This window comes from Methylobacter tundripaludum, assembly GCF_002934365.1.
Classification (GTDB): Bacteria; Pseudomonadota; Gammaproteobacteria; order Methylococcales; family Methylomonadaceae; genus Methylobacter_A; species Methylobacter_A tundripaludum_A.
This window is the reverse complement of record NZ_PTIY01000001.1, coordinates 207,135-222,410: the sequence shown is the minus strand read 5'-3', so window position 1 is coordinate 222,410 and position 15,276 is coordinate 207,135. Positions and strand designations below refer to the sequence as shown.

Sequence of the window (15,276 nt, the reverse complement as noted above, 5' to 3'; positions counted from 1 at the left end):
TTGCGCAAAAACGGTGATTCTAGCATTTTTTAGCGCATTGTCCGCTATCAACCAAACAGCCCGGCGGCTCGCTCACGATGCTAAAAAAACATGATGGCCTTTAACTTTAGAATTGCTGGCGCTGCAACACCATAGAAACCGCCGCGGCGCGGGTGGCCACGCCAAATTTTTCAAAGATATGTTCGAGATGCTTATTGATGGTACGCGGGCTGCTGCCCAGAATAAGACCCACGTCCTTGTTGGTTTTACCCCTGGAAATCCACATCAGTATTTCCGCTTCACGCACAGTAAGTCCCAGGGAGCTTCTTATCCAATCAAGATCCCACTCGTGTGAATGCTTTTCTAAAACCAGCAGAGATTCGCCGGCGCTTTGGCACGGTATTATTTTTGCCAGAAAACCGGCTCCGGCTCGATAACTTTCAAAGGATTCGGATTTATCAATCAGCCCTGAGCGCCGGTTAATCCAGTCGAGCAGCGGTTTGGGCAGCGGCGAACCGACGTCATGCTTACCCGTTAATCCGTGTTTTTGCAGAAACTCATCCAGCCAGCGGATGCCGCCGGGCGTTAACCAGGTGATATTGCCAATTGAATCGATTGCCAACGCGGAAAAAGGGCTGTTGTTTAAAGCATTTTCAACGCGGCGCAGATTTCGGGTCTGAGTCAGCTGCACTTCCACTCTGGCCAGCACTTCCGGGGGCCGAATCGGTTTGACAATATAATCGACAGCGCCTTCATCGAAACCGCGTAACAGGTTGTCCAGTTCGCTTAACGCGGTCATAAATAATACTGGAATATCGGCCGTTTCCGGCGAGGATTTAAGCCGGTTACAGGTTTCAAAGCCGTCAATGCCCGGCATCATAATATCCAGCAAAATAATATCCGGTTTCAGATAAGCGATTTGTTCCAGCGCCGATAAGCCATCGGTGGCAACCAGCACCCGGTAACCGGCTTCCGAGAGCGTGTCCGATAACAAGGCCAGATTGCCGGGCGTATCGTCGACAATCATGGCAATTCCGATAATAGGAGAAGATTTACCGGTCATTGCCGCTTAGCGCCTCACTGGCAATATGCAAGAGTTTCTTGATTTCAAGTAGATCGAATTCGCCGGCCAGCGACATCATCCTCTGCGCAAAATAGCTATATTCAGGATGGTGCTGAATGAGTCGGGTCAAATATTGATTAAGTCCCTGTAAATCGCCGATTCGCACATAGCCGGTTAATTCCTGAACAATGTCTAGTGACGGCGACTGGTCGGAAATTTGCAGTTCGGTTTCATCATCCTGATAGACCCAGTTTAACGCCAAATGCAGTTTAAGTTTGTAGAGTAATTCGCTGACGTGTATCGGCTTGACCAAAAAATCGTTGCAACCGGCATTAACGGCATTGAGCCGATCGGCCGGATAAGCGTTGGCGCTTAACACAACAATCGGCGTTGCATTGCCGTTTTGGCGCAGGAGATGGGCGGTTGCGGCGCCATCCAGTCCGGGCATCGATAAATCCATCAGAACAAGATCCGGCGCATCATATTCGACTTTATCCAGGCATTCTTCGCCGCCGCCGGCCTCAATCAAAACGAAACCTAAGGGCTCTAAAATAGACAGTATCAGCTGCCGATGATCCGGCTGATCATCGACAATGAGGATTTTTTGGCGCTTGCCCTGATAACCGATAATGTCTTCTTCGTGAATGTATTGCTGTTCGCTGCCCAGATTGGGGAGCAGCAGCCTGACGGTAAAGGTGGAACCTTTGCCCTGATCGCTGACCACAACCAGTTCGCCGCCCATGATTTCGCATAGAATCTTACTAATGGTTAGACCCAAACCGCTGCCGGCGTCTAAATTCTCATTCGGTAATTGGGTAAAAGGCTGAAAAATATTTTGCAGTTGATCTTTATGGATGCCGGGGCCGGTATCAACGACCTGGAACGTCGTTACACCGCAGCTGAAACCGATACGAAAGATAACCTCGCCGGCCACGGTGAATTTGACCGCATTGCCGAGCAGGTTGATCAATATTTGTCCGACCCGCTTCTCGTCGCCGCGGACCCGTTGCGGCAGAGTGTTGATAATCTGGCAGTAAAAAGACAGGCCTTTCTGTTCGGCTTGCAGCTTAAACACACTGACCAGGTGCTCAATAAATCCCGGAAAATCGATAGGCTCCTGGCGCAGTTCGAACTTACGCGCTTCGATGCGGGCAATATCCAGAATGTCCTCGATCAGCGCGGATAAATGATCGCCGTTACGCTTTAAAATATCCACCGCCTGCCGTCTGTGCGCCGGTATCGCCGGGTCTTTCTGCAAAATATACGCGTAGCCGACAATACTGTTTAACGGCGTGCGTATTTCATGGCTCATGCTGCTGAGAAAACGGCTTTTCGCACTGTTGGCGCGATCCGCCATTTTGGTGGCTTGCTGCAATTTCGCGTCGGTCTTTTTATGTTCATCGATTTCCATCAACAGGCGCTGGGTTTGCTTGGCGATTTCTTCATGCGCAACGCGCCGGCTCTCGTCGTTCAGGATCAGCCACCAGGTACACAAACCGATGAAGACCAGCAATGAGGCGTAAACCTTAACAAAATTCGCCAGCAACAGATTGAACGACGGCAGGTAGTGTTCGGCAAGCAATAAATCCTGATAGTAAATAATGCCTACAAATATGCTGGTTAAAACGGCCAGAAACAAAAACAACAGGCTAAAGCGTATCAGGCGCAGCCTGACGCCCAGATTCATCCAACCCGGCAAACAGCATTCGGCAAAGCTTTGCAGATAGTCGTCCAGGCGCACGCCCGGTTTACAGGCATCCATGCAACGCGAGTCCAGCGTGCAGCAAAGCGAGCAAATGCTGTCCTCATAGACCGGGCAATACGCCACATCTTCGCGTTCGAAATGATTTTCGCAAATAGTACAGCGACTGACCGGAGTCATATTGTTAAGATGGATGTCGCGCGCCAGATAGCGTTGACTGCCGTATAGCAGAGCGATGCAAGGGACCAGCAGAAAGGCCAGACTCAAGGCGAAAAATGCTGAAAAGGCCTGCGCGAACGCACCGAAAAATCCCAGATAAGCCAATATCGATACTATCGAGGCACATAAGGTTGACAGCGTGCCGACCGGATTGAGATCCGGCAGGTAAGCACGTTTGAACTCAACGGCTTTAGTGCTCAAGCCCAGAGGCTTGTTGATCAGTAATTCCGCCGCAACCGCGCTGATCCAGGCTATCGACATATTGGAGAATAGTCCCAATACTTTTTCCAAAGCGCCGAATACCCCGAATTCCATCAGTAAAAGGGCAACGGAAACATTAAACACCAGCCACACAACCCGGCCGGGGTGGCTGTGAGTCAGCCGCGAAAAAAAATTCGACCAAGCCAGCGAGCCTGCATAAGCATTAGTGACATTGATTTTAATCTGGGAAATCACCACAAACAACGTAGTGACCGTTAACGCTAATTCGGTATTGCCGAACAAGTCGGCGTAAGCCACCAGATACATTTGCGTCGGCTCATGCGCATGGATCGGCGCTATGCCGTGGCGAACAGCAAGATGAGCCAGCAATGCTCCGCCCAGCTGCCTAGCCATGCCGAACAAAATCCATCCCGGACCCGCGGTAATGGTTGCCAGCCACCAGCGCATTCGGTTTTTTTCAGTCAGCACAGGCATAAAACGCAGGAAATCGACTTGCTCGCCGATTTGCGCCACCATTGAAAAGGCGATGGTGGTCGCGCTGCCGAACATCAGCCAGTTAAAGCCCTGACCGCTAGCCGCAATCCAAAAATAGGCTTGCACCGTCATCATCGAGTCCGGTTCGCGCATGAATACGGCAATATAGGGTGCAATCAATAGCACCAGCCACAGCGGCTGCGTCCACATCTGCAAGCGGCTGATCGTGGTGATTCCGAAAGTCACCAGAGGAATGACAGTAACGGCGCTGATAATATGCGCGATGGCGATAGGGATGTGGAAATACAACTCGATAGCCAAGGACATTATCGATGCTTCGAGCGCAAACAACGTGAACGTAAACGAGGCGTAAATCAACGAGGTTATCGTCGAGCCGATATAACCGAAACCGGCGCTACGGGTCATCAGGTCAATATCGATGTTATAGCGGGCGGCGTAATAGCTGATTGGGAAACTGGTGATAAAAATAATCAGACCAACCGCCAGAATAGCCCAAAACGCATTGGTAAAACCGTAATTGATCGACAGGAAGCCGCCGATGGCTTCCAGAACCAGGAATGAGGTAGAGCCGAACGCGGTATTGGCGACCTGGAATTCCGACCATTTGCGGAAGGTGCGCGGTGCGAATCGCAGCGCATAGTCTTCCAGCGTTTCGTTGGCGACCCAGGCGTTATAGTCGCGGCGGATTTTTGAGACACTTTGTCGGATCTTGGTTTCCTCGATGGTTTTTTATAAGGTGAGCCATAAGTAGATAGCTAAAAAGTTTTTTAACAAAATGAAAAAAACCATTTGTCTCCTTATTTACCACGAAGATCACGAAGAAAATAGTCAACTTCGTGTCCTTCGTGCTCTTCGTGGTGAGTAAAAAATGTTAAAAGACTTTTGAACGATTACTTAACCTGTTCACTACCTATGTTCAATCACTACCTCTTGAATCTAAAAACTGCGGCTTTTAGATTAAGCAATAACTACACCAAAGCTCATTAGCAAAGCCTATGCGCTAAACAGCAAGCTATCTATAAAAGCATTGAACTAAAGTGGTGCGGTTAGCCTCAATTACGCCCAATAAGTAATCGAGCTAAAGTTTTCCGGTTTTTTGGTGTGCAAGCTCTGCTTGCACACCAGGTCGAGCCTGCACTCCAGGCTTACATACAAGTCAGCAGCTTATATCAGGCGCTTATAGCCTTTCATGGCCGAATTTTAAAATCACCGGCGATCCCTGATTGTGAATGATGATCTGTTTACGGCCTTCGTTTTCCTTTTCCACGCCCGGTTCATCGGCTTTGACGGCTTCTTCCGGTCTGGTGACGGTTTCGATGCGCACCTCCGGTATCCAGCTTGGCTTAAAACTTGAAGACGGCTCGCTTTGCGTTTTATCCGGCCAGTTAAGCTCGCTCAACAGATTAAAACAGACGGTGCTGATGTGATCGACCAACTGCGCTTCGCTGGCCGCATTGCTGGCAACAAAGTCCATATGCAGATAGCTCGTCTGGGTCGGCTGTGCGATAGAGGCCAGCTCGCAGCCGATCGGCAGCACTTTGGCTTTTTGAAAATCGAGGGCCCTCGGATCGGAATTCCCGGAAGAAAATGAAAATCCGGGCGGCGTTTCGCTGTGCTCAATCAAGCCGATTTCAGCGGTTAAGCTATGGCTGAAAGCCTGATTGTCTTTAGCCCCGACCGGATAACCCCAGCCGGCCAGATTGTTGCCAATCCGGGCGGCCACATCCCGCCCAGCCAATGTCGATTTCAACGAAGGTTGCTTGATCGTACCGATCTTGAATTCAATCCGCTTAATTGATGCGGTGTCGAGCTGTATCGGCTTTTTTTCCAGGCCCGGTGCGCAGGCGCTTAATAACCAGGCCATTGCGATAGATTTGGACAGCAGGCTCCCTACAGGGCCTTGTATCAGCTTATTCATGCGACTCCGGATGGTGTGAGACAGGTTCCTCAACTGTAGACGAGTTGCCGGTTGATGGATATGCGTCATTTGACTGATGAGTCAGATGACGCATTGTGCAAATTTCCCCCGAGCAAAATAATGAATCCAGCCAACTTCCTGGCTGCATCCGGATAACCCGGATGCAATATCAAATCACCTTTTAAATTCTGGGGAACCTGACATGAGTGATTCTACAAAAACAACGGCCGGAATACGAAGCAAGCAACTTCTTCCGGCATTAAGCCTGTTAACGCTGGCGGTCGGCTATGTCCCGGCTTCGCAAGCCGGCGCAACTTTCAAAATTGACGACACCAAATGGGTCAGCATCGGTGCGGGTTTACGCACCAGCTTTCAGGCTGCCGAAAGCGGTGCCGGCGCTGGCGGCAACAAGTGGAGCAACGACTTTAATCTGGACAATATCCGTCTGTACCTCAACGGGCAAATCCACAAATATTTGAAGGTGGAGTTCAATACCGATTGCCAAACCTGTAGCAATGGCGGCGAAGTGCGGGTATTGGATGCGATCGGCAAGTTTGAGTACGTCCCGATGGCGAACCTCTGGGTAGGCCGCATGCTGGTTCCTGCCGAACGCCGGGAAATGAACGGTCCGTTTTACAGCGCGATATACAATATTTTCAGTTCCGGCACGCCGTTCGAGCCGGCCGATTACAATTTGACGATCAAGTCGGACGGCACTTCGGCTGGTTCTTTTGGCCGTGACGACGGAGCGACCTTTTGGGGTGCGGCGTTTGACGGCCGCCTGCAATATGCCGTCGGCTTTTTCCGCGGCTTAAGAGGCGGCGCGAATATTGACGACAATATTCTGTACAGCCAGCGCTTTGCCTACAACTTCTGGGATGTCGAGAAGAATCCAGGCTATTACACCTCCGGCACTTACTACGGCAAAGGCGGCGACATCCTGACCGTCGCCGTGTCCAACCAGTATCAGGAAGACGGCGCGGGTACCGCTTTGGATCATGGCGACTTCCGAGGCACCGCAGTCGACGTGCTGATGGAAAAAGTGCTGCCCAACAGCGGCGTGGTGACGGTAAACGGCGAATACAAAAATTACGGCATTTCCAACGGCTACAGCCAGGCCTCGCGCAATGCGGGCGGCGGTTTTTCGATGTTCGAAGGCAACGCCTATGATGTCAGCGGAATGTACTTGTTCCCGCAAAAAATCGGCATCGGCCAAGTCCAGCCGTATCTACGTTATGTGAACGTCCTGCCTGGCGGCAGTTCCAACCGTAATTCCTACGAAGGCGGCGTGAACTACGTGATCGACGGCCATAACGCGCGCGTGTCCTTGAGCTGGGAATACGGCGATCTTATGACCAAAGGCCTGAATTACACGTCGACGGCTACAGGCGAACACAGCAATGCCGTCAAACTCGGCTTTCAGTGGCAGATATAAATCTATTTAGCCGCTAGAAAATAGAACACAGATGTCACGGATTTTGGCTGATGGATGAAAAGGCAAAAGATGAAAGGCCCAGAATTTTAGCCTTTAGGCCACCTTTCTTTAACTATTTGAGATTTATTAATATGAAAAAATTATCTTCAAAACTGCGCTTACTCGGTATCGCCGGTGCGATAGCGGCATTAACCCTGGCGGCGGGTGCTGCACACGCCGAAGACACGATTAAAGTCGGTGTGCTGCACTCATTGTCCGGCACCATGGCGATCAGCGAAACCACGCTGAAAGACACGATGCTGATGCTGATCGACGAGCAGAACAAAAAAGGCGGTTTGCTCGGCAAAAAACTCGAAGCGGTGGTCGTCGATCCGGCTTCCAACTGGCCGCTGTTTGCCGAAAAAGCGCGCGAATTGCTGACCAAAGATAAAGTGGCCGCGATCTTCGGCTGTTGGACTTCGGTATCGAGAAAATCCGTGTTGCCGGTCATCGAAGAACTGAACGGCCTGCTGTTTTACCCGGTGCAGTATGAAGGCGAAGAATCGTCGAAGAATGTGTTTTATACCGGCGCCGCGCCGAACCAGCAGGCGATTCCGGCGGTCGATTATTTGATGAACGATTTAAAAGTCAAACGTTGGGTACTGGCGGGCACCGACTACGTTTATCCGCGCACCACCAACAAGATCCTTGAAGCCTACCTTGTCTCCAAAGGCGTCGCCAAAAAGGACATCATGATTAATTACACGCCGTTTGGGCATTCCGATTGGCAGGGTATTGTCGCGGACATCAAGAAATTCGGTTCGGCCGGCAAGAAAACGGCGGTTGTTTCAACCATTAACGGCGACGCCAATATCCCGTTCTACAAGGAGCTAGGCAATCAGGGCATTTCCGCAGAACAGATTCCGGTCATCGCCTTTTCGGTCGGCGAGGAAGAGTTGTCGGGTATGGACACCAAGCCGTTGGTGGGGCATCTGGCCGCATGGAACTATTTCATGAGCATCGATACCACTAAAAACGCCGCGTTTATCAGCCAATGGCATGACTTTATCAAAAACCCGAAACGCGTGACCAACGACCCGATGGAAGCGCATTACATCGGTTTCAACATGTGGGTCAAAGCGGTCGAGAAAGCCGGCTCGACCGATCCTGACGCGGTGCAAAAAGCGATTATCGGCGTCGAGTTTCCGAACCTGACCGGCGGCACCTCGAAAATGTTGCCTAACCATCACATCAGCAAACCGGTATTAATCGGCGAAATCCAGGACGACGGCCAATTGCAGACGGTTTGGCAAACCAACAAGCTGATCGACGGCGATGCCTGGTCCGACTTTTTGCCGGAAAGCAAACCGATTATCGCCGACTGGACAGCGCCTATCAGTTGCGGCAATTACAACACCAAAACCAAGAAGTGCTCCGGGCAGAATTTTTGATCGGTAATTAAAAAGCATTTGATCCACGAAAAACACAAAAAGCACGAAAACATTTAAAAAACTTACAAAGTTGTAAATCATCGCTCAAAGCGATGAATGGTGTAACACAGCATGCTAATTTATTTCGTGTCTTTCGTGGACAAACTTTGGTTTTTAGGTTTATTTAAAGTATGGAGTATTATGAAACCGAATTCTTTCAGATGGTGTTGCCGGGTAATGCTGGGATTTATCCTGATGTCGCCAACCTTGAGTATCGGTCAGGAAAATGCCGCCGAGGATGCCTTCTCAGCCGCTTTATCGAATCTTAAAGCCGGGTCCATGCAGGAGCGTGGGCAGGCTATCGAACAACTGGCCGCCGTGGAAAAGCCGCAGGCCGTTGCCGTATTGCAAGCGCTGCTCGACGGGCGATTATTCAATCTTAAGGCCGATGGGAAACTGGTCATCGGCGAAGAAGTCGAAACGGACTACAAGCTTACCGACGCCGAAAGCGGAGAAAATCTGGGCATGGTGGAACGCTCCGCCACGCAAAAAATCACCGTTAATAACAGCCTGCGAACTTCATTGAGGAAAATAATCGGCCGTTTGCAGCTGAATGACGACAATGCCGCGGTAAGACTCGCCGCCGTCAGCGCAATGGGTCAATCCATTGACGACCAGAGTTTGGCGTTGTTGCGCGGCCAACTTATCATGGAACAGGACGAACGCGTACAAAATGCGATCAAGCTTATTTTAGGCCTGGAACAATTAAACAGCCCCGACAAAAGGGTGCGCTTGGCGGCAATCGATTTATTGAAGGACCAAGCCGGCCGGAATGTGGTTAACCGGCTAAACGGACTGGTCGAAAAAGATAGCGACGGCCATTATCTGGAGGCGGACAGCGATGTGCGCAATCAAGCCGAAGCCGCGTTGTCAAAAATCAATTCACAGCTGCAAGCCTATGCCGCTATCGAAACCCTGTTTTTCGGCTTAAGCCTCGGCGCGGTGCTGGTCTTGGCCGCGATTGGTTTGGCCATTACTTTCGGCGTGATGGGCGTGATCAACATGGCGCATGGCGAGCTGATGATGCTCGGCGCTTATACGACTTATGTCACCCAACAACTGATGCCTAACCATTTGGGGCTGTCGTTGGCGATTGCGGTTCCGGCGGCGTTCATCATTTCGGCGCTGGCCGGGATTATTATCGAGCGCGGCATTATCCGCTTTTTATACGGCCGCCCTCTGGAAACGCTGTTGGCGACTTTCGGCGTCAGCCTGGTTCTGCAACAGGCCGTGCGCTCGATATTTTCGCCGTTAAACCGCAGTGTCGCGACGCCGGAATGGATGAGCGGCACCTTGCAAATCAACGACTTTTTGTCGCTGACCTGGAACCGCTTGTACATATTGATTTTCTGCCTGCTGGTGTTTGTGTTGTTGCTGCAAATCCTCAAACGCACCCGCCTGGGCCTGGAAGTGCGCGCCGTTGCGCAGAACCGCAAGATGGCCTTGGCCATGGGCATTCCGACCGGCCGGGTCGATGCCTTGACCTTCGGGCTGGGCTCGGGCATCGCCGGGGTCGCCGGAGTCGCATTAAGCCAAATTACCAATGTCGGCCCGAATTTGGGGCAGGCTTATATCGTCGATTCATTTATGGTCGTGGTATTCGGCGGCGTCGGTAATTTATGGGGCACGCTGGTGGCGGGATTTTCGTTGGGTATCGCCAATAAATTGCTTGAACCTTATGCAGGCGCGGTATTGGCGAAAATACTGGTGTTGGTGTTCATCATTTTATTCATTCAAAAACGTCCGCGCGGCTTGTTTCCGCAACAGGGCCGAGCGGTGGAGGGCTAAGCGATGCTGTTAAAAAACGATAAAGCCGCGCTCTCGGTGCTGGCCGTATTGGCCGCAATCAGCCTGATTGTTCCGGTATGCAATCTGGTATTTGCACCGGGTTCGCCGCTGTATTTCTCCTCTTACACGGTATCGCTGTTGGGAAAATATTTGACCTTTGCGTTGCTGGGCATGTCGCTGGATCTGGTTTGGGGTTATTGCGGCATTCTGGCTTTGGGTCACGGCGCTTTCTTTGCGTTGGGCGGCTACGCGATGGGCATGTATTTAATGCGCCAGATCGGTAGCCGCGGCGTTTACGGCGATCCGCTGCTGCCCGATTTTATGGTATTTCTTAACTGGAAAGAACTGCCTTGGTACTGGCACGGTTTCGAGCAGTTCTGGTTTGCCGCGATCATGATTTTTCTGGTTCCCGGCGTGCTGGCCTTTTTGTTCGGCTGGCTGGCATTCCGTTCGCGGGTGACCGGCGTTTATCTGTCGATTATTACCCAGGCTTTAACTTACGCGCTGTTGCTGGCCTTTTTTAGAAACGAGATGGGTTTTGGCGGCAACAACGGCTTGACCGATTTCAAGGAAATTCTCGGTTTTAACAGCCAGTCCGATTCGGTGCGCGCCTGCTTGTTGATGGCTTCAGGCCTGATCCTGATGCTGGCCTTCCTGGTCAGCCGCTGGATCGTCAACAGCAAACTGGGCCGGGTGGTAACGGCGATTCGCGACCAGGAAATGCGGGTGCGTTTTCTCGGTTATCGCGTGGAAATGTTCAAATTATGGATTTTCGTGTTTGCCGCGATGCTGGCCGGAATTGCCGGGGCTTTGTATGTGCCGCAAGTGGGCATTATCAATCCCAGCGAATTTTCGCCGTTGAACTCGCTGGAAATCGTCATCTGGGTCGCTATCGGCGGGCGCGGCACGCTGTACGGCGCAATCGTCGGCGCGGTGCTGGTCAATTACGCCAAGACCTTGCTAACCGGATGGATGCCGGAAATCTGGCTGTTTTTCCTCGGCGCGACTTTTATTCTGGTGACCGTGTTATTGCCTGACGGCTTGGTCGGATTCTGGCAACGTCGTTTGCAGGAGCAAAAACAATGAACGGCATAGCGCTTAAGCCGGGCCAAGTGGATGTCAGCCACGGCCCGATTCTTTATCTTGAAGATGTCAGCGTCAGTTTCGACGGCTTCAAAGCCTTGAATAACCTCTCGCTGTATATCGATGCAGGGGAATTACGCTGTTTGATCGGCCCGAACGGCGCCGGTAAAACCACCTTGATGGATGTGATTACCGGCAAAACCCGGCCCGATACCGGCTCGGTGTTTTTCGGGCAAACCATCGACCTGCTGCAAATGGACGAACCGGCCATCGCCCAGGCGGGCATTTGCCGCAAATTCCAAAAGCCAAGCGTGTTCGACATGCTCAGCGTATTCGAAAACCTGGAACTGGCTTTAGCGACCGATAAGGGCGCATGGGCGACTTTATTCGCCAAGTTGAACGGTGCGCAACGCGACCGTATCGAACAAGTGCTGGAGACGATAGGGCTGGTTGAACTGAGGTCGCAACCGGCGGGCATTCTGTCGCACGGGCAGAAACAATGGCTGGAGATCGGCATGTTGCTGATGCAGGAACCCAAAGTCATGCTGGTCGACGAGCCGATAGCGGGCATGACCCATCAGGAAGTGGAGCGCACCGCCGAACTGCTGTTATCGTTACAGGGCGAGCGCTCCATTGTTGTGGTCGAGCATGATATGGAATTCGTCCGCTCGATTGCCAAGCATGTGACGGTGCTGCATGAAGGCTCGGTGCTGACCGAAGGTAGCATGGACGAGGTGCAGAACGATCCACGCGTGATACAGGTTTATTTGGGGGACTGATGCTGAAAATTAGCGGATTGAATCAATATTACGGCGGCAGCCATACCTTGTGGGATGTGAATCTCGATTTACCGGCCGGTTCCTGCCTGTGTTTAATGGGCCGCAACGGCGTCGGCAAGACTACCCTGCTTAAAAGCATCATGGGGCTGATCGCGGTTCGCGACGGCGCTATCGAATATAACGGCGAGGCCTTAACCCTTGCCAAACCGGAACATCGCGCCGAGCTGGGCATCGGTTTTGTGCCGCAGGGCCGGGAGATTTTTCCGTTGCTGACGGTCGAGGAAAACCTGAAAATCGGCCTGCGCGCGGCGCGCAAGCAAGGCATTAAAAAAGTCCCGGAACATATCTATGAGCTTTTTCCGGTGCTGAAACAAATGCTCAAACGGCGCGGCGGCGACTTGTCCGGCGGCCAGCAGCAGCAACTGGCGATTGGCCGGGCCTTGGTTCTGAATCCCAAACTGCTGATCCTGGACGAACCGACCGAAGGCATACAGCCGAATATCGTCAGCGAAATCGGCGATGTGATTATCCGCCTGAACCGTGCCAAAGGCATAACGACGCCGTTGCTGAAACAAGGCGACGAAGCGAAAGACGAGGTGCGCGAAGGCATTATCAAAATCAAAAACGAATTGGGCGTGACCGTGTTGCTGGTGGAACAAAAACTGCCGTTTGCGCGGAAAGTCGCGGACCGGTTTTATATTATGGACAGAGGCCGGGGCGTAGCTGCCGGGGCAATGGATGAATTGAGCGATGACATGGTTAAGCGGTATTTGACGGTTTGATGGTTATCGAATGTAAAGGCATGATAGGATGAATTGAGAGAAACTATTCTCGATTGATGACTTTTCCTTATCCCAATACATTCATTTAAAAGGTATCTTAATATGTCGTACGATGAATCAGACGCATTATATGAACAGGGCATGGACTCATTATACGAGGACTTTAAACAACGTTATAAAGATGAATTTACCTTTGAAGGCGTTGGAAAGTTTTATGAAATTAGTCCTGAAGTTGTAAAAGCCCCGCTTCAAAATCTATCTGAGTCAAAGATCCTTTTTGAAAGTCAATTTCACACAGCTGCTTTTCTACATGCAATCATTTCAATTGAAGTAGGAATAAAATTAGTAGTGCTAAAACCCATTTTATATTCGCTGGCTATTGATAATAGTGCAGGTGATGTACTTTACGATCAAACATTTAAACAAAAAAGTCTAGAAAACATTCCTAAGATTTATTACCAAATTCTTGAAGATTTTACTCAATTAAATTTTAAAACAAATCGTAGCGGTTGTGCTGAATCGACAATTTGGAATGAATGGATTGAACTTCAGAAATTGAGAAATGAAGTAGTTCATCAGGGTATTTCTGTTAAAAAGGCGGATGCCGAAAAGTCCATTAATATGGCTTCTTACGTGTGCGAAGAAATAATTCCGATTGTCCTTGATAGATTTTTTTATCATATTGAAAATGGTGTAATTCAATTTGGAAGTCGTGAGCATATATTGAATCGTGAGCCTGCATTGAGGAAAACACAGAGCGAAGTGGAATAGGCTACATAACTATTATTTTTGAGTTGAGTATTTTCCTGATTATGAGTCCAACAATATTTCGTGAACGCGGTTACCGATTTTATTTCTTCTCAAGAGAAGAACCACGAATGCATGTTCATGTCGATCATGCGGATGGCGAAGCAAAATTCTGGCTGGAACCCGCTATCGAACTCGCGCAGAATTTTGGTTTATCTGCACAGGAACTACGGGAAGTAAATAATTTGGTAAATTTACACGAGCAGGAGATTAAAGATGCTTGGCACAGACATTTCCCCGGTTGAGGTTTCCGGCGTTACCAAACACGGTTTCTGGATACTGCTTGATGAAAAAGAGGAACTATTCGTTTCATTTTTGGAGTTTCCGTGGTTTCGTAAAGCGCCGGTAGCGGAACTTTTCCACGTTGATCGTCCCCAACCACACCATCTTTATTGGCCGGAATTGGATATTGATTTGCATGTCGATTCAATTCGTCACCCGGAGACTTTTCCTTTAGTTTCACAGCCTACAGCGTAGGGTACGCTGTGCGTCTCTTTTTATTAATGCCGCCGTACAAACTGAAAAAACACTGTGAACGCAAATTTATCAATAAAAGGCTGGCAAGCAAAACTGGAACTCGGCTTTGAACAAAAACACGGCAAAACGCTACTGGCGCACCGTCGTCATCAAGGCCCGCTAACCGTACAACGGCCTTTTTACCCGGAAGGCGGCGTCTGCCATGTGTACATCCTGCATCCGCCGGGCGGTATTGTCGGCGGCGACCGGTTAAATCTTTTCATCACTGCCGAACCACACAGCCATGCGCTGATTACCACGCCGGCGGCCGGAAAGTTTTATCGCAGCAACGGCGAGCTGGCCGTCCAGAACGTTTCGATCAAGGTGGAGGATGGCGCGGCGCTGGAATGGCTGCCGCAGGAGACTATTATTTATCAAGGCGCGCAGTTAAGATCGGCTGTTAACGTCGAATTGGCCCAAGGTGCTCGCTTTATCGGCTGGGAAATTCTGTCTTTAGGAAGGCCTGCCTGCGGCGAGAGTTTCGATGTCGGTTTAGCGGATATGAGCTGGCAGGTTTATTGTCGGGGACAGCCTTTGTTTTTGGAACGCCTGCATCTGGATGCCAAAGCTTTTGCGGCCCGTTGGGGATTGCAGGGCTTGTCGGCTTGCGGCACCTTGTTTGCCAGCCCTGCCGGAGCTGAAAGTCTGGCCGCAGTCCAGCAATTAATCGGCGAGAGCAAAGGCCGCGGCGTGACGCTTATCGATGAACTGTTGGTCTGTAGAGCTGTTGATGACAGAAGCGACCGGCTGCGCGGTTTTTTCGAGCAGGTTTGGGCGATTGTGCGGCCGGACTCGGTACAACGCAAAGCCTGTGCTCCGCGAATTTGGGCGACTTGAGTTTTATTCACCACGAAGACACGAAGAAAAAAATTTAATAACTTAGCTGGTTCCCAAGGATGTAGCCCGGAAACGCTCCACCCTTGCTGTCGCCGGGCGGGTTTATTCCGGCCTACGTCGAGATGTGTATAACGACGAGCGATCAAGCTTGGGAACTAGCAAACTTCGTGCTCTTCGTGTCT

Annotated in this window: 13 protein-coding genes; 10 read left to right on the top strand and 3 right to left on the bottom strand. The window is 50.8% G+C overall.

The features are described 5' to 3' along the window. Positions 1–106: 106 nt before the first annotated feature. From B0F88_RS01070 to B0F88_RS01060, 3 genes are all read right to left on the bottom strand, one after another. A complete protein-coding gene (locus B0F88_RS01070) occupies positions 107–1,042 on the bottom strand; it encodes a response regulator transcription factor (protein WP_104422084.1) in 936 nt (311 codons plus the stop codon). Continuing rightward, complete coding sequence (locus B0F88_RS01065) at positions 1,032–4,085, bottom strand: hybrid sensor histidine kinase/response regulator (RefSeq protein WP_258076518.1); 3,054 nt, start codon at positions 4,083–4,085, stop codon at positions 1,032–1,034. The genes B0F88_RS01070 and B0F88_RS01065 overlap by 11 nt, the downstream gene beginning before the upstream one ends. A gap of 772 nt (positions 4,086–4,857) precedes the next feature. Continuing rightward, positions 4,858–5,598 (bottom strand): hypothetical protein, encoded by a 741-nt coding sequence (locus B0F88_RS01060; protein WP_104422082.1) that lies wholly within the window; start codon positions 5,596–5,598, stop codon positions 4,858–4,860. A 202-nt stretch (positions 5,599–5,800) separates the two neighbouring features. Between B0F88_RS01060 and B0F88_RS01055 the strand changes: the two genes are divergently transcribed. The 10 genes from B0F88_RS01055 (at position 5,801) to B0F88_RS01010 (ending at position 15,094) form a co-directional block, all read left to right on the top strand. Beyond that, positions 5,801–7,033, top strand: coding sequence for a hypothetical protein (locus B0F88_RS01055; protein WP_104422081.1), 1,233 nt, complete (start codon positions 5,801–5,803; stop codon positions 7,031–7,033). Positions 7,034–7,164: 131 nt separating this feature from the next. Further along, positions 7,165–8,463: an urea ABC transporter substrate-binding protein gene (urtA, locus tag B0F88_RS01050; RefSeq protein ID WP_104422080.1), complete on the top strand. Its 1,299-nt coding sequence runs from the start codon at positions 7,165–7,167 to the stop codon at positions 8,461–8,463. 180 nt (positions 8,464–8,643) lie between these two features. Next, a complete protein-coding gene (gene urtB, locus B0F88_RS01045; RefSeq protein WP_104422284.1) occupies positions 8,644–10,290 on the top strand; it encodes an urea ABC transporter permease subunit UrtB in 1,647 nt (548 codons plus the stop codon). 3 nt (positions 10,291–10,293) lie between these two features. Continuing rightward, positions 10,294–11,376: an urea ABC transporter permease subunit UrtC gene (gene urtC / locus B0F88_RS01040; RefSeq protein WP_104422079.1), complete on the top strand. Its 1,083-nt coding sequence runs from the start codon at positions 10,294–10,296 to the stop codon at positions 11,374–11,376. Continuing rightward, on the top strand, positions 11,373–12,152 hold the full coding sequence (urtD, locus tag B0F88_RS01035; RefSeq protein WP_104422078.1) for an urea ABC transporter ATP-binding protein UrtD: 780 nt from the start codon (positions 11,373–11,375) through the stop codon (positions 12,150–12,152). The genes urtC and urtD overlap by 4 nt, the downstream gene beginning before the upstream one ends. Continuing rightward, positions 12,152–12,934 carry an ABC transporter ATP-binding protein gene (locus tag B0F88_RS01030; RefSeq protein WP_104422077.1) on the top strand — a complete coding sequence of 261 codons (783 nt, stop codon included), beginning with the start codon at positions 12,152–12,154 and terminating at the stop codon, positions 12,932–12,934. The genes urtD and B0F88_RS01030 overlap by 1 nt, the downstream gene beginning before the upstream one ends. Before the next feature lie 141 nt (positions 12,935–13,075). Continuing rightward, on the top strand, positions 13,076–13,705 hold the full coding sequence (locus tag B0F88_RS01025) for a hypothetical protein (protein ID WP_104422076.1): 630 nt from the start codon (positions 13,076–13,078) through the stop codon (positions 13,703–13,705). Between the two features lie 41 nt (positions 13,706–13,746). Next, positions 13,747–13,986, top strand: a complete 240-nt coding sequence (locus B0F88_RS01020) for a DUF4160 domain-containing protein (protein WP_104422075.1) — start codon at positions 13,747–13,749, stop codon at positions 13,984–13,986. Next, positions 13,958–14,218, top strand: a complete 261-nt coding sequence (locus B0F88_RS01015; protein WP_104422074.1) for a DUF2442 domain-containing protein — start codon at positions 13,958–13,960, stop codon at positions 14,216–14,218. The genes B0F88_RS01020 and B0F88_RS01015 overlap by 29 nt, the downstream gene beginning before the upstream one ends. 54 nt (positions 14,219–14,272) lie before the next feature. Continuing rightward, positions 14,273–15,094: an urease accessory protein UreD gene (locus tag B0F88_RS01010; RefSeq protein ID WP_104422073.1), complete on the top strand. Its 822-nt coding sequence runs from the start codon at positions 14,273–14,275 to the stop codon at positions 15,092–15,094. The last annotated feature ends 182 nt before the right edge of the window (positions 15,095–15,276 follow it).

Excerpts from the sequence above, each read along its gene's own strand:
- B0F88_RS01060 (WP_104422082.1), bottom strand. The coding sequence starts at position 5,598 with ATGAATAAGCTGATACAAGGCCCTGTAGGGAGCCTGCTGTCCAAATCT.
- B0F88_RS01030 (WP_104422077.1), top strand. The coding sequence starts at position 12,152 with ATGCTGAAAATTAGCGGATTGAATCAATATTACGGCGGCAGCCATACC.
- urtC (WP_104422079.1), top strand. The coding sequence starts at position 10,294 with ATGCTGTTAAAAAACGATAAAGCCGCGCTCTCGGTGCTGGCCGTATTG.
- B0F88_RS01020 (WP_104422075.1), top strand. The coding sequence starts at position 13,747 with ATGAGTCCAACAATATTTCGTGAACGCGGTTACCGATTTTATTTCTTC.
- B0F88_RS01025 (WP_104422076.1), top strand. The coding sequence starts at position 13,076 with ATGGACTCATTATACGAGGACTTTAAACAACGTTATAAAGATGAATTT.
- B0F88_RS01065 (WP_258076518.1), bottom strand. The coding sequence starts at position 4,085 with ATGACCCGTAGCGCCGGTTTCGGTTATATCGGCTCGACGATAACCTCG.
- B0F88_RS01015 (WP_104422074.1), top strand. The coding sequence starts at position 13,958 with ATGCTTGGCACAGACATTTCCCCGGTTGAGGTTTCCGGCGTTACCAAA.
- urtA (WP_104422080.1), top strand. The coding sequence starts at position 7,165 with ATGAAAAAATTATCTTCAAAACTGCGCTTACTCGGTATCGCCGGTGCG.
- urtD (WP_104422078.1), top strand. The coding sequence starts at position 11,373 with ATGAACGGCATAGCGCTTAAGCCGGGCCAAGTGGATGTCAGCCACGGC.
- B0F88_RS01070 (WP_104422084.1), bottom strand. The coding sequence starts at position 1,042 with ATGACCGGTAAATCTTCTCCTATTATCGGAATTGCCATGATTGTCGAC.
- urtB (WP_104422284.1), top strand. The coding sequence starts at position 8,644 with ATGAAACCGAATTCTTTCAGATGGTGTTGCCGGGTAATGCTGGGATTT.
- B0F88_RS01055 (WP_104422081.1), top strand. The coding sequence starts at position 5,801 with ATGAGTGATTCTACAAAAACAACGGCCGGAATACGAAGCAAGCAACTT.